We start from the raw sequence: 13389 nt of genomic DNA on the forward strand, positions 1-13389 counted from the left end.
GACGCTTTGTCAAACGCGGTGTTCACTGCCGAGGGCAGGCACTCACGGCGGAAGGCCAGAGCCCCATGCGGAGCACGGAGATCAACGCGATCGTCGACCGGACCCTCGAGTTACTCGGCCAGTACGTCTTTCCGGACGTCGGTGCGCGGGCCACGGCGGTGGTGCGGTCCGCGCGGGCAGCCGGCCGCTATGCCGACGGCACCGAACCCGAAGTTCTGGCGAAGCTCGTCACCGAGGATCTGCAATCGATCAACGGCGACAAGCACCTGCGGTTGCAGTTCACCGCCGAGGCCCTGCCACTGACGACCGGGGAGAAGCCCACCGACGACGCGGCCGAGTACGCCCAGGCCGCTCGGGAAGCGGCCCGTGGCGCCGGCGGAGTGAGCAAGGTCGAGCGGCTCGACGGCAACCTGGCCTACGTCGAGGTAGAGCTTCTCTGGCCACCGGCGATCGCGGGACCGGCGATGAGCGCGGCGATGACGCTCGCCGACGGCGCCGACGGTCTCGTCGTCGATCTGCGGCGGTGCCTCGGCGGGTCGCCGGACATGGTCGCGTTCGTCTGCAGCTACCTCTTCGGGCCCGAGCCCGTGCACCTCAACGACATCTACCACCGGGGGACCGACGAGACCCGGCAGTACTGGACGTCGTCCTTCGTGCCCGGCCCGTGGTTCGGAGCTGAGCGGCCGGTCGCGGTGCTGACCAGCGCGTCCACGTTCTCCGGCGGTGAGGAGCTGGCCTGGGACCTGCAAGAGCTCGGGCGGGCGACGCTGATCGGCGAGACGACGCGGGGCGGGGCGCATCCGGTCGACCGCGTCCAGATCCATCCGCACCTGCGGGCGACGATCCCGGCCGCGCGGTCGGTGAGCCCGCGCACCGGCCGCAACTGGGAGGGCACCGGAGTGCGGCCGGACATCGATGTGCCGGCCGAGGAGGCCCTCGACCGCGCGTGCGAGCACCTACGAGCGCTACTCGCCTGACCGCGCGGGGCTGTGCGGGCGCCGGGCCGTGCGGGCGCCGGGCCGTGCGGGCGCCGGGCCGTGCGGGCGCCGGGCGGGGTAGGCGCCGGGCGAGCCCGCGGCGAGTTTTCCGGAAGAGCACCTCTCGAGGCGTCGGCAGAGGTGGCCTTCCCGAAAAGTGACCGAACGGGACGCGGCGCGGACCCGGCGCGGACCCGGTGCGGGCCCGGTGCGGACGCGATGGGACACGGACGCGGCCGGGGCCATAGGTTTGCGCTGTGGAATCGACTCATGCGTGGACGGCCGGGGCAGCGACCGGCGTCGGCTCGATGCCGGGTACCGACGTCGTCGAGGCCGTTCGCACCGTGCTCGGCGAGCTGCCCGACCTGCCGCACCTGCCCGAGCTGCCCGACCGTGGCCCCGGAGCCGACCTGATCGGCCGCGGCGCGTCGTTCCTCGTCGATCTGCCGGTCGACCTCCAACCGTCCGGCTGGCGGCTGGTCGACCGCCCGGGCCGTGACCTGCGGCGGGCGCTCGACCTGCTGGAACGGGATCTCGACGCGCTGACCGAGCACGCCGACGGTTACACCGGTCCGCTCAAGGTGCAGGCCGCCGGAGTCTGGACGCTGGCCGCGTCGGTCGAGCTCCACAACGGGGCGAAGGCGCTGTCGGATCCGGGCGCGGTGCGGGACCTCTCCGCCTCCCTCCTCGACGGGTTGATCACGCACCTCGCCGACCTGCGGCGCCGGGTGCCGGGCGCGTCGCTCCTGCTGCAGCTGGACGAACCGTCGCTGCCCGCGGTGCTGGCCGGCCGGATCACGACGCCCAGCGGCTACGGGACGGTGCGCCGCCCCGAGGAGAGCACGGTCGAAGCCACGCTGGCGACGCTGGTGGAGAAGGTCGGCGCCCCGGTCGTGCTGCACTGCTGCGCTCGCGACGTGCCGTGGGCGCTGTTCCGGCGCGCGGGCGCGGTCGCGGTCTCCGCCGATCTGACGCTGCTCGGTCCGATCGATCGCTGGAGCCCGAAGACGATCGACACGATCGGTGAGGAGCTGGACGCCGGGCTCGGGCTGTTCGCCGGGGTGGTACCCGCCGTCCCGCCGTCCGGGGCCCCGATCGCCGGTAACGCGGCCGACGTGCGGACCGCACAGCGCGCGCGAGCACGGGAATTGTCGGACCCGGCCGCTAGCGTGACTGTCGTGCGGACGCTTTGGCAGCGGTTGGGGTTCGACCCGGCGACGCTGGCGAGCCAGGTGGTGACCACGCCCACGTGCGGGCTGGCGGGTGCCACCGACGACCGCGCACGGGCAGTGCTGGCGCAGGTCCGGGCGGCCGGGCGCAGCCTCGTCAAGGATCCGGAGGCCTGAGGCGTGGACGAGACAGACGTTCCGAACCCGACGTCGGAGGACGTGACGGTCGACCCGGCCCCACCCGAGGTAAGGAAGCAGCACGACGTGCTGGCCGAGGAGATCCTGGGCCACCAGTTCGCGTACTACGTCTCCGATGCGCCGACGGTGTCCGACGCCGACTACGACCGGATGTTGCGCGAGTTGGAGGCGATCGAGGAGGCGCACCCCGACCTCCGGACGCCCGAGTCGCCGACGCAGCGGGTCGGCGGCACGTTCTCCACCGACTTCACCGCGGTCGACCACCTGGAGCGGATGCTCAGCCTCGACAACGCGTTCAGCGAGGAGGAGCTCACCGAGTGGGCCGAGCGGGTGCACCGCGAGGTCGGGACCGAGATCCACTATCTGTGCGAGCTGAAGATCGACGGGCTCGCGATCAACCTGCTCTACGAGAACGGCCGGCTGACCAGGGCACTCACCCGCGGCAACGGCGTGACCGGCGAGGACGTCACGCTCAACGTCCGCACGATCGCCGACGTACCGACGGTGCTCTCCGACGACGGTGGCCACGACGTTCCGGCTCTGGTCGAGGTCCGGGGCGAGGTGTTCTTCCCGGTCGAGGCGTTCGGTGACCTCAACGCGAGCCTGGTGGAGGCGGGCAAGGCGCCGTTCGCCAACCCGCGCAACGCCGCCGCCGGTTCGCTGCGGCAGAAGGACCCGCGGGTCACCGCGTCCCGGCCGCTGCGGATGCTGGTGCACGGCATCGGTGCCCGCCAGGGCTTCGCCCTCACCCGGCAGTCCGAGGCCTACGACCGGCTGAAGGCGTGGGGCCTGCCGGTGTCCTCGCACTACACAGTGCTCGACACGCTGGACGAGGTGCGCGCCTACATCGCGAACTTCGGCGAGCACAGGCACTCGGTCGAGCACGAGATCGACGGCGTCGTCGTGAAGGTCGACGAGGTGGGCGCCCAGCGGCGGCTGGGCTCGACGTCCCGGGCACCGCGGTGGGCGATCGCGTTCAAGTACCCGCCGGAGGAGGTCAACACGAAGCTCCTCGACATCCGCGTCAACGTCGGACGCACCGGCCGGGTCACTCCCTACGGTGTGATGGAGCCGGTGCTCGTGTCCGGCTCCACGGTGGAGATGGCGACGCTGCACAACGCCAACGAAGTGCGCCGGAAAGGCGTGCTGATCGGCGACACGGTCGTGCTGCGCAAGGCCGGCGACGTGATCCCGGAGATCGTCGGGCCGGTGGTCGACCTCCGCGACGGCGCCGAGCGCGAGTTCGTGATGCCCACGCACTGTCCGGAGTGCGGCACCGAGCTGCGCCCGGCCAAGGAGGGCGACGTCGACATCCGCTGCCCGAACTCGCGGACCTGCCCGGCGCAGCTGCGGGAGCGGATCTTCTTCCTGGCGAGCCGCTCGGCCCTCGACGTCGAGGCGCTCGGGTACGAGGCGGCGATCGCGCTGACCCGGCCGGACGCGCCGGCGAAAGCCCCGCTCACCGACGAGGGCGACCTGTTCGCGCTCGCCCCGGAAGACCTCGCCGAGGTAGCGATCAAGCGGGTGAACAAGAAGACCGGCGACGAGGAGCTCGTACCGTTCTTCTACACCAAGGGCACGCCCAAGCAGCCCTCGGTGCCGACGAAGAACACCGAGCGGCTCTTCGTCGAGCTGGCCGCGGCCAAGGAGCGTCCGCTCTGGCGGGTCCTGGTGGCGCTGTCGATCCGGCACGTGGGCCCGACCGCGGCGCAGGCCCTGGCCCGGTCGTTCCGCTCGATCGACCGCATCGCCGAGGCGAGCGCGGAGGAGCTGGTCACCGCGGAGGGCGTCGGGCCGACGATCGCCACCGCGGTGCACGAGTGGTTCGAGGTCGACTGGCACCGCGCGATCGTCGAGAAGTGGCGGGCCGCCGGGGTTCGGTTGGAGGAGGAAGCGAGCGACGAGGGTCCGCGGCCGCTCGAGGGCGTGTCGATCGTGGTCACCGGCTCGCTGGAGGATTTCAGCCGCGACTCGGCCAAGGAGGAGATCCAGAACCGCGGAGGCAAGGTGTCGGGCTCGGTCTCCAAGAAGACCGGGTTCGTGGTCGTGGGGGAGTCGCCCGGGTCCAAGTACGACAAGGCAGTGCAGCTCAAGGTGCCGGTTCTGGACGAGGCCGGGTTCAAGGTGCTGCTCGCCGACGGGCCAGACGCGGCCCGCGAGGTCGCCTCGATCGGTGACCCGAACGCGGAGGCGGCCCCAGCCGACGCGGCGGGAGGGTAGGGCTAGCTCTACCCTCCATCCGGTGTACCGCCTGACTGTGCCCGGGCGCGTCACCCGGCAGGGTTCAGGCATGGCGCTTGGTGGAGTGGAGCTGCGGGGATCCGCCGGTCTCGGGGGACGGCCGCTGGTGGTCGCGGGTGCGGCCGCCGCGGTCGTGCTGGGGCTGGTGCCGGTGGTGGTCGCTGTGGTGGGCAGTGGCGTTGGGGCCGAGGTCGGTTCCGGGGCCGCGCACCGGCCGATCGGGTGGGTTCTGGCCTGTTGTGTGCTCGGTGTCGGGCTCGAGGGAGCGCTGCTCCGCGCGGGCCGGCGTCGGCAGCGCGGCGTGCTGGTCGTCGCGGCGGTAACGGGGTTGGCCGGTGGCGCCGCGGTGTGGCCGTTCGGGGCCGGCCTGTTCGCGGCAACGGTGGCGCTGGCGTTCGTGCCGGGCGCCATCGCTGACGTTCTCGGTCTCTCGTCACGTGCCCTGTGGGCGCCGGTCGTCGTGTTTCGCGTCCTGGTCGCGGTGGGGCTTCTCGTGCTGCTCCCGGCGACCGACAGCGGCGCCGTGGCGCTGTGGAGCGTCGCCGCCGCGGCGGCAGCGACGGCGCTCACGATCCGCGCCCTGCGCCGTCACCCGTCCCGCCGGGCCGAGCGTCAGCGCGACGGTGCGGCGACCGCAACGGACCAGCGGTGCAGGAGCGCGCGGTAGTGCCCGTTGTCGGTGCGGTGCAGGTCGGCGGGCGCACCCTGCTCGGCGACCTGGCCGCCGGCGAGCACGACGACGTGGTCCGCCTCGGTCGCCAGCCGTAGGTCGTGCGTGATCAGCACCGTCGTTCGTCCGGCCATCAGGCGACGCAGCGGGCCGAGCAGCCGGCGCACCGCGTCGGTGTCCAATCCGGTGGTCGGCTCGTCGAGCACCAGCACCGGCGAGTTCCGGAGTAATGCGCGCGCGATCGCGATCCGCTGCCGCTGACCGCCGGAGAGGAAACGGCCGCGATCCCCCAGCACGGTGTCGTACCCGTCCGAGAGCGCGCGGATGAACAGGTCGGCATCGGCGGCGGTCGCCGCCGCGACGATGTCCGCGTCGGTCGCGTCCGGGCGTCCGAATGCGATGTTCTCGCGGACCGTGCCGTGCAGGATCGTCGTCTCCTGCGGCAGCAACGTGACGTAATTCCGGAGCGCGTCGAGCGAGTAGTCCCGCAGATCGACGCCGTCCAGCAGGAGCTGCCCGGACTCCGGGTCGACGAAGCGCAGCAGCAGCCGGGTGAGCGTCGACTTCCCGGCGCCGCTCGCGCCGACCACGACGACGGTTCGCCCGGCTGGTACCCGCACCGACAGGTCCTCCAGGGCCGGGCGTCCGGCGCCGGGGTAGCGGTACCCGACGCTCCGCAGCTCCAGCTCCCCGCGGACGACGTCGGGCCGGAGCGCCCCCGGGCGGTTGGTCACTTCGGGGGCGGTGTCCAGCAGTTCGGTGATCCTCGCACCGGCGGCGCGCGCTGCGGCGAGGCCCAACGCCAGCTGCCCCAGGCTCTGGACGGGCGGGTAGAGGTAACTGACGAAGCCCGCGAAGGTCAGCAACCCGCCGAGGCTGAGCCGCCCCGCGCCGATCTCCCAGGCGCCCACCCCGACGATCGCCAGCACACACACCGTCTCGACGACGCTCACCAGCGGTCCGTACGCGCCGCTCGTCCGCGCCTGCGCGATCCGGAGCCGCGCCCATCGTCCACCGGCCGCCGCGGCTCGCCCGCTGACCAGCTCTTCCCGGTTGTAGGCCTGCACCAGTGCAACCGCCGAGACGCTCTCCTCGACCACCGCGACCACCTCGCCGTTGGTCTCCCGCTCGTCCTGGGCGACCGCACCGATCCGCCGGGAGAACCGACGCGCGGCGAACCACAGCAGCGGCGCGGCCGCGAACGTCAGCAGCGCGAGCTCCCAGCGCAGGATCAGGGCGGCCACCGCGAACGCGAGCACGCTCAACGCGGCGGAGACCGCCTGCACCGGCCCCGATCCGACGATTTCCTCGACCTCTTCGACGTCGTCGGTCAGCCGGGCGACGAGGTCGCCGTGCTCCATCCGGTCGACGGTGCCGGGGGAGAGCCGGACGACGTGCCCGAACGTGTGGTTCCGGAGCCGGGCCACGAACCGCTCGGCGGCCGCCGCCGACAGCCAGTCCCCGACGAAGTGCGCGAGCCCACCCAGCGCCGCGGCGCCGAGCCAGAACACCGCGAGCGGCACCAGCGCTCCGAGCACACCCGTGGTCAGGACGTCGTCGGTGATTCGGCCGAACACCCACACGCCGGCGAGCTCGCACGCGGTGGCGACCAGGAGCAGGAGCACCGCACCGACCAGTCGCCACCGATCCGGGCGCATCAGCGGCCAGAAGCGGCGGAACAGGGTCAGCGTCTTCTCCGGCGATGCGTCGGTGCCGGTGGATGTCATGGGTGCGGCTTTCTCGAACAATTGCGTGGACGCCGAGCGCGCCGGCGCCGACGGCGGATCTGGCCATCGGCGCCGGCGCTGGCCCGGCTACTCCGAATGCGGCGTCATCGAATTCCGCCGCCCTGGTTCGTCACGTCAGTTGCACGGACGCTTCGTCGTGGTCTGCGCCGCGGTACGACGCTTGGTCTTCCGCTGCGCGGGCGGAGTGGAGGACGGCTTGGCGGTCGTGGGGAGCTGACGAAAACTCATGGTGGGGCGGTCCTTTCGCGGATTGTTGCGGATCGACGGGATGCTCAGCGCGCGGTCGGCGCGGCAGCCGGCTTGCGGGTCTTCTTCGTCGGCTTCGCGGTGGGCTTGCGCTTCTTCGGCTGCGGAACCGGAAGGTGGGAGAAAGCCATGTCGGACTCCTTGATCGTGTATCCAGCGTCGCTCTTTCCGGGCGACTGGAGAAACAATAGGATCGCGATCATCGGTATCCGCTGTTCGTCGGATGAGCATCAATTAGGCGCCGCCGGAATGGCGTCGAGTGCAGGTCCCTAATTGTTTCTTACCGCGCACACGGCGGCTGCTCCAGCGACACTGCTCAGTCCTCGGCGCGACCGGAGTCGCCCCGGAGTCGCTTGGTCTGCGAGCGCCGGGCTTTCTCGCTCAGGCGGCGCTCGACCGAACCGCGGCTCGGCCGGGTGGGACGCCGGGGACGCGGCGGCGGCGCGATCGCCTCGGCCAGCAGCGCGGCGAGCCGTTCCTCCGCAGCCAGGCGGTTCCGGTACTGCGAGCGGTGCTCCGAGGCGGCGACCGTGACCACGCCGTCGACGAGGCGCCCGGCCAGCCGCTCCCGGGCCCGGTCCTTGAGCACCGGACTGAGCGCGGAGCTGCTCTCCAGGTCCCAGGAGAGCTCGACCCGGGAGTCGGCGGTGTTGACCGACTGCCCGCCGGGACCGCTCGACCGGGAGAAACGCCAGTAGAGCTCGGCCTCCGGAACGACGACCGAGCCTCGAACGCGCAGCGGGCCAGGCACGCCTCCAGCATTCCACCCCTGCCCAGCGGTATTCGTGCGCGGCCTGTCGAGCACCCGGCGAGCTAGGTTGGAGATATGCGCGTAGTCATCGCCGGGGGACACGGGAAGATCGCACTGCGGCTGGCGCGGCTGTTGAGCGCGGATGGTGATCAGCCGGTCGGGCTGGTCCGGAATCCCGCCCACGTGGCCGACGTCGAGGCAGCCGGTGCCGAGGCCGTCGTCCTCGACCTGGAGAACGCCTCGGTGGACGAGGTCGCCGCCGTGGTGCGGGGCGCCGACGCGGTCGTGTTCGCAGCCGGTGCGGGGCCGGGTAGCGGCGCGACCCGGAAGGACTCCGTCGACCGCGGGGCCGCCGCGCTGCTCGCCGACGCGGCCGAAGCAGCCGGTGTCGATCGCTATCTGATGGTGTCGTCGATCGGCGCCGACAAGGAACCGCCGGAGGGCACCGACCCGGTCTTCGCCGCCTACCTGCGGGCGAAGAAGGCGGCCGACGACGACCTGCGCGCCCGGGATCTGGCCTGGACGATCATTCGGCCCGGGGCACTCACCGACGAGCAGGGCACCGGACGGGTCGCGCTCGACGTCGAGGTTGAGCGCGGCAGCGTCTCCCGCGACGACGTCGCCGAGGTGCTGCTGGCGGCCCTGCGTCGCCCGTTCACCGCCGGACTGACGTTGGAACTGGTCTCCGGCACGGTGCCGATCGTTCCGGCGCTCACCGACGCCGCCGGCGACCGCGACTGACCACCGGGCTCGGTCCACGCGGCGTCGCCGCACGGGAGCCCGGCGCGCGCGGCCGGGTTATGCGGTGCGGGACGTCCGGCCCCGCGCCGTAGGATGCAGCGAGTATTGCTCAATCGAGGGGAAGCATTCGCATGCCCGCCATCTCCCGCGAGGAGGTAGCGCACCTCGCCCGGCTCGCCCGGCTCGCGGTCACCGACGACGAGTTGGACATGTTCGCGGGTCAGCTCGACATCATCCTCGGCGCGGTCGCCCGCGTCGGCGAGGTCGCCGCTGACGACATCCCGCCGACCAGCCACGCGGTGCCGCTCACGAACGTGCTCCGGGCCGACGAAATCCGGCCTTCCATCGACCGGGAGATGGTGCTGCTCGCCGCCCCCGCGGCCGAGGACGGCCGCTTCCGGGTCCCGCGCATCCTGACCGAGGAGGAGTGAGGATGCCCGACGACCTGACCCGTCTGACCGCCGCCGAGACCGCCGCGAAGATCGCGTCCGGCGACGTCTCCGCGGTCGAAGTCACCCGCGCCCACCTCGACCGGATTCGCGCCGTCGACGACGACGTCCGCGCGTTCCTGGTCGTGGACTCCGACGGTGCGCTGGATTGCGCCCAGGCGGTGGACGAGCACCGCGCGAACGGTGAGCAGCTTTCGCCGCTGGCAGGCGTACCCCTGGCATTGAAGGACGTGGTCGTCACCCGCGGCCTGCAGACGACCTCGGGATCGAAGATCCTCGAGGGCTGGGTTCCGCCGTACGACGCGACGATCACGCGCAAGATGCGCGAGGCCGGAATCGTCATCCTCGGCAAGGCCAACATGGACGAGTTCGCGATGGGCTCGTCCACCGAGAACTCCGCGTACGGCGCGAGCCGCAACCCGTGGGACCTGACCCGCACGCCGGGTGGGTCTTCCGGCGGCTCCAGCGCTGCGGTGGCCGCGTTCGAGGCGCCGATCGGTATCGGCACCGACACCGGTGGCTCGATCCGCCAGCCCGCTGCGGTGACCGGCATCGTCGGCCACAAGCCCACGTACGGCGGGGTGTCGCGGTACGGGCTGATCGCGTTCTCGTCCTCACTCGACCAGGCCGGTCCGTTCGGCCGCACGGTGCTCGACACCGCGCTGCTGCACGAGGTCATCGCCGGGCACGACCCGATGGACTCCACCAGCTTGGACGTGCCGGTGCCGCCGGTCGTCGCGGCGGCCCGCGAGGGTGCGCACGGTGACCTGGCCGGGCTGACCGTCGGCGTGGTCAAGGAACTGGGTGGCGAGGGCTACGAGCCGGGCGTCGAGGCGGCCTGCCGGGCGGCATACGCGAAGCTCGAGGAGATGGGCGCGAAGGTCGTCGAGGTCTCCTGCCCGCACTTCGGGTACGCGCTGGCGGCCTACTACCTGATCGCCCCCAGCGAGGCGTCGTCCAACCTGGCGCGGTTCGACGCGGTCCGGTACGGCCTGCGGGTCGGCGACGACGGCGTCCGCGGTCTGGAAGAGGTCATGTCGCTGACCCGGGAAGCCGGGTTCGGGCCCGAGGTCAAGCGGCGCATCATGATCGGGACGTACGCCCTGAGCTCCGGCTACTACGACGCGTACTACGGGCAGGCGCAGAAGGTCCGGACGCTGATCAGCCGGGACTTCGCCGCCGCCTTCGAGACCTGCGACGTACTGGTCAGCCCGACGACGCCGACCGTGGCGTTCAAGCTGGGCGAGCGGGTGGACGACCCGATGGCGATGTACGCGTCCGACCTGTGCACGCTGCCCGCGCCGCTGGCCGGGCTACCGGCGATCTCGGTGCCGGCGGGCCTGGCCCCCGCTCCGGGCGGCGGTAACGACCTGCCGGTGGGTCTGCAGATCATGGCTCCGGCGTTGGCCGACGACCGCTGCTACCGGGTCGCGGCCGCGATCGAGGCGGCGCTGGGCGGTCCGCTCGCCGACCGCGCGCCCGTTCTGGAGGGGACGAAGTGACGGTCACCGCTGTGGGGTTCGAGGACGTCGTCACGCGTTACGAGCCGGTGATCGGGCTGGAGACGCACGTCGAGCTCGGCACCAACACGAAGATGTGGTGCAGCTGCGCCACGACGTTCGGCGCCGAGCCGAACACCCAGGTCTGCCCGGTCTGCCTCGGACTGCCCGGCTCGCTGCCCGTCGTCAACGGCGCCGCGGTCGAGGCGACGATCCGGATCGGACTCGCGCTCAACTGTTCGATCGCGAGCTGGTGCCGGTTCGCGCGGAAGAACTACTTCTACCCGGACATGCCGAAGAACTACCAGATCAGTCAGTACGACGAGCCGATCTGCGTCAACGGCTACCTCGACGTGGACGTCGACGGCGAGACCGTCCGGGTGGAGATCGAGCGGGTCCACATGGAGGAGGACACCGGTAAGACGCTGCACGTCGGCGGCTCCACCGGTCGGATCCACGGGGCCACCCACTCGCTCGTCGACTACAACCGGGCCGGGATTCCGCTGGTCGAGATCGTCACCAAGCCGGTCACCGGCACCGGCGCCCGCGCCCCGGAGGTGGCCCGCGCGTACGTCACCGCGCTGCGCGACGTCATCCGCGGCCTGGACGTGTCCGACGTCCGCATGGAGCAGGGCTCGATGCGCTGCGACGTGAACACGTCGTTGAACCGGCACGGGGAACCCTGGGGCACCCGGACCGAGACGAAGAACGTCAACTCGCTGCGCTCGGTGGAGCGGGCGGTGCGCTCGGAGATGATCCGCCAGGCCGGTGTGCTCGACGCCGGGCGCAAGGTCACCCAGGAGACGCGCCACTTCCACGAGGACACCGGGGAGTCGACGCCGGGCCGCAGCAAGGAGGAGGCGACCGACTACCGGTACTTCCCCGAGCCCGACCTGGTGCCGATCGCGCCGGACCCGGCGTGGGTGGAGGAGCTGCGCAAGACGTTGCCGGAGCCCCCGGCGGAGCGTCGGAAGCGAATTCAGCAAGCCTGGGGCGTGTCCGACCACGACTGGGCGTCGGTGGTGAACGCGGGCGCCGTCGAGCTGATCGAGGCCACGATCGCCGCCGGTGCGTCGCCGGAGTCCGCCCGCAAGTGGTGGATGGGCGAGCTCGCCCGCCGGGCGAACGAGACCGGCACCGAGCTCGACGCCTTGGCGATCACGCCCGTGCAGGTGGCGGGCGTTCAGGCTCTGGTGGACGCCGGACGCATCAACGACAAGCTGGCGCGGCAGGTGCTGGACGGCGTCCTGGCCGGTGAGGGATCGCCGGAGGAGGTCGTCGCGGCGCGCGGGCTGGAGGTCGTGAGCGACACCGGGGCGCTCGGTGCCGCGGTGGACGAGGCGATCGCCGCCAACCCGGACGTCGCGGAGAAGGTGCGCAGCGGCAAGGTCGCGGCGGCCGGTGCTCTCGTCGGCGCCGTAATGAAGGCGACCAAGGGCCAGGCCGACGCCAAGACCGTTCGCGAGCTGATTCTCGAGCGCTTGGGCGCTTCCTGACCCTGCTCCGTTCAGCGGCCCCCGCTCCTGGCGGGGGCCGCTGCGTTTCTCGGGCCGGATCGCGGAGCCGCGCACGGTTGCGTCCCCTATGGGGGAGAAGACTGTGCACGGCTCGCGGCGGTGGCGCGGCTCCGGCTAGCCGGCCAGGGCGTTGAGCGCGAGGTCGACGTCGGCCTCGGTCGTGTAGAGGTGGCACGAGAAGCGCACCGCGCCGGCGCGGATCGCGGTCCGGATGCCGGCGGCACGAAGCCGCTCCTGACCGGCCGCGTCGACCGGCGCGGACACGATCGCCGACGCGCCCGGCGGCAACCCGAGCCCGGCGCGCAGCCGGTTCGCCAGCGCGACGTCGTGCGCGTGCACCTCGTCGGCGTCCAGGTCGGCCAGCAACGACAGCGACGTCGCCGTCCCGACCCAGGAGAACCAGGCCGGTGACGTGTCGAACCGGCGAGCGTCCGACGCCAGCCGGAGCGGCAGCCCGTAGATCGACGCCCAGATGTCCGCCCCGGCGTACCAGTTGGCGGCGTGCGGGACGAGCGAGTCGAGCCGGTCCGGGCGGACGACCAGGAATGAACTGCCGCGCGGCGACAGCAGCCACTTGTACGCACCGCAGACGGCATAGTCGACCCAGGTGAGATCCAGCGGCAGCCACCCGGTCGCCTGGGTGGTGTCGAGCAACAGTTGGGCACCCGTCGCCTCGACCGCCGTTCGGAGCGCGGCGAGGTCGAGCAGCGCGCCGTCGGCTGACTGCACCGCGCTCACCGCGACCAGCGCCGTGCTCTCCCGGACCTCGCCCGGCAGCGACGCCAGCGGCACCGACCGCAGCGTGACCCCGCGGCCGGCCTGCGCCGCGAACGGGAACAGCAGCGACGTGAAGTCGTCGTCGGCGACCAGCACCTCGGCGCCGTCCGGCACGGCCGCCGCGATCAGGCCGACGAGCGGTGACACCGTCGCACCCGCCGCGACCGACGAGGCCGGTACCCCAGCGATCCGGGCGAAGGCCTCCCGGGCCCCTACCACCGAGACGTCGAAGTCACCGGCGGTGGCGCGCCCGTAGGACCACGCGTCGACCGCGGCGCGGACGGCGTCGACGGTCGCGCGGGGTGGAGCGCCGAGGCTGGCCGTATTGAAGAAGCCGGGGTCCGGTGTGAACTGGTCCCGGACGGTGTCGAGGCGGAGAACGCTGGTAGTCACGACATCTGACGCT

Annotated in this window: 11 protein-coding genes; 8 read left to right on the forward strand and 3 right to left on the reverse strand. The window is 72.1% G+C overall.

Annotation, left to right across the window (positions count from 1 at the left end):
- The first annotated feature begins 65 nt into the window (after positions 1–65).
- The 4 genes from ABEB28_RS23295 (at position 66) to ABEB28_RS23310 (ending at position 5252) form a co-directional block, all read left to right on the forward strand.
- Entirely contained in the window at positions 66–977 is a 912-nt protein-coding gene (locus ABEB28_RS23295; protein ID WP_345730307.1) for a S41 family peptidase, read from the forward strand.
- A gap of 308 nt (positions 978–1285) precedes the next feature.
- Positions 1286–2323, forward strand: coding sequence for a uroporphyrinogen decarboxylase/cobalamine-independent methonine synthase family protein (locus ABEB28_RS23300; RefSeq protein ID WP_376980931.1), 1038 nt, complete (start codon positions 1286–1288; stop codon positions 2321–2323).
- 3 nt (positions 2324–2326) lie between these two features.
- Positions 2327–4564, forward strand: a complete 2238-nt coding sequence (gene ligA, locus ABEB28_RS23305; RefSeq protein WP_345730309.1) for an NAD-dependent DNA ligase LigA — start codon at positions 2327–2329, stop codon at positions 4562–4564.
- A 70-nt stretch (positions 4565–4634) separates the two neighbouring features.
- Positions 4635–5252 (forward strand): hypothetical protein, encoded by a 618-nt coding sequence (locus tag ABEB28_RS23310; RefSeq protein ID WP_345730310.1) that lies wholly within the window; start codon positions 4635–4637, stop codon positions 5250–5252.
- On the opposite strand, the gene ABEB28_RS23315 is transcribed toward ABEB28_RS23310, so the two are convergent.
- Together ABEB28_RS23315 and arfB are read right to left on the reverse strand one after the other, a co-directional pair.
- A complete protein-coding gene (locus ABEB28_RS23315; RefSeq protein ID WP_345730311.1) occupies positions 5198–6982 on the reverse strand; it encodes an ABC transporter ATP-binding protein in 1785 nt (594 codons plus the stop codon). The genes ABEB28_RS23310 and ABEB28_RS23315 overlap by 55 nt on opposite strands.
- A gap of 583 nt (positions 6983–7565) precedes the next feature.
- On the reverse strand, positions 7566–8000 hold the full coding sequence (gene arfB / locus ABEB28_RS23320; RefSeq protein ID WP_345730312.1) for an alternative ribosome rescue aminoacyl-tRNA hydrolase ArfB: 435 nt from the start codon (positions 7998–8000) through the stop codon (positions 7566–7568).
- A gap of 75 nt (positions 8001–8075) precedes the next feature.
- Between arfB and ABEB28_RS23325 the strand changes: the two genes are divergently transcribed.
- The 4 genes from ABEB28_RS23325 (at position 8076) to gatB (ending at position 12185) form a co-directional block, all read left to right on the forward strand.
- Complete coding sequence (locus tag ABEB28_RS23325; RefSeq protein ID WP_345730313.1) at positions 8076–8741, forward strand: SDR family oxidoreductase; 666 nt, start codon at positions 8076–8078, stop codon at positions 8739–8741.
- A 131-nt stretch (positions 8742–8872) separates the two neighbouring features.
- Entirely contained in the window at positions 8873–9172 is a 300-nt protein-coding gene (gatC, locus tag ABEB28_RS23330; RefSeq protein WP_345730314.1) for an Asp-tRNA(Asn)/Glu-tRNA(Gln) amidotransferase subunit GatC, read from the forward strand.
- Between the two features lie 2 nt (positions 9173–9174).
- Positions 9175–10692 (forward strand): Asp-tRNA(Asn)/Glu-tRNA(Gln) amidotransferase subunit GatA, encoded by a 1518-nt coding sequence (gene gatA, locus ABEB28_RS23335; RefSeq protein WP_345730315.1) that lies wholly within the window; start codon positions 9175–9177, stop codon positions 10690–10692.
- Positions 10689–12185 (forward strand): Asp-tRNA(Asn)/Glu-tRNA(Gln) amidotransferase subunit GatB, encoded by a 1497-nt coding sequence (gene gatB, locus ABEB28_RS23340; protein WP_345730316.1) that lies wholly within the window; start codon positions 10689–10691, stop codon positions 12183–12185. Before gatA ends, gatB begins: the two co-directional genes overlap by 4 nt.
- Positions 12186–12320: 135 nt before the next feature.
- On the opposite strand, the gene ABEB28_RS23345 is transcribed toward gatB, so the two are convergent.
- Positions 12321–13376, reverse strand: a complete 1056-nt coding sequence (locus ABEB28_RS23345; RefSeq protein WP_345730317.1) for an aminotransferase class V-fold PLP-dependent enzyme — start codon at positions 13374–13376, stop codon at positions 12321–12323.
- Positions 13377–13389 lie beyond the last annotated feature (13 nt).

This window comes from Cryptosporangium minutisporangium, assembly GCF_039536245.1.
GTDB classification, from domain to species: Bacteria; Actinomycetota; Actinomycetes; order Mycobacteriales; family Cryptosporangiaceae; genus Cryptosporangium; species Cryptosporangium minutisporangium.

Bases quoted from the DNA above. Each gene is read 5' to 3' on its own strand.
- ABEB28_RS23295 (WP_345730307.1), top strand. From the start codon at position 66: ATGCGGAGCACGGAGATCAACGCGATCGTCGACCGGACCCTCGAGTTA.
- ABEB28_RS23300 (WP_376980931.1), top strand. From the start codon at position 1,286: ATGCCGGGTACCGACGTCGTCGAGGCCGTTCGCACCGTGCTCGGCGAG.
- ABEB28_RS23310 (WP_345730310.1), top strand. From the start codon at position 4,635: ATGGCGCTTGGTGGAGTGGAGCTGCGGGGATCCGCCGGTCTCGGGGGA.
- ABEB28_RS23315 (WP_345730311.1), bottom strand. From the start codon at position 6,982: ATGACATCCACCGGCACCGACGCATCGCCGGAGAAGACGCTGACCCTG.
- ABEB28_RS23325 (WP_345730313.1), top strand. From the start codon at position 8,076: ATGCGCGTAGTCATCGCCGGGGGACACGGGAAGATCGCACTGCGGCTG.
- gatC (WP_345730314.1), top strand. From the start codon at position 8,873: ATGCCCGCCATCTCCCGCGAGGAGGTAGCGCACCTCGCCCGGCTCGCC.
- gatA (WP_345730315.1), top strand. From the start codon at position 9,175: ATGCCCGACGACCTGACCCGTCTGACCGCCGCCGAGACCGCCGCGAAG.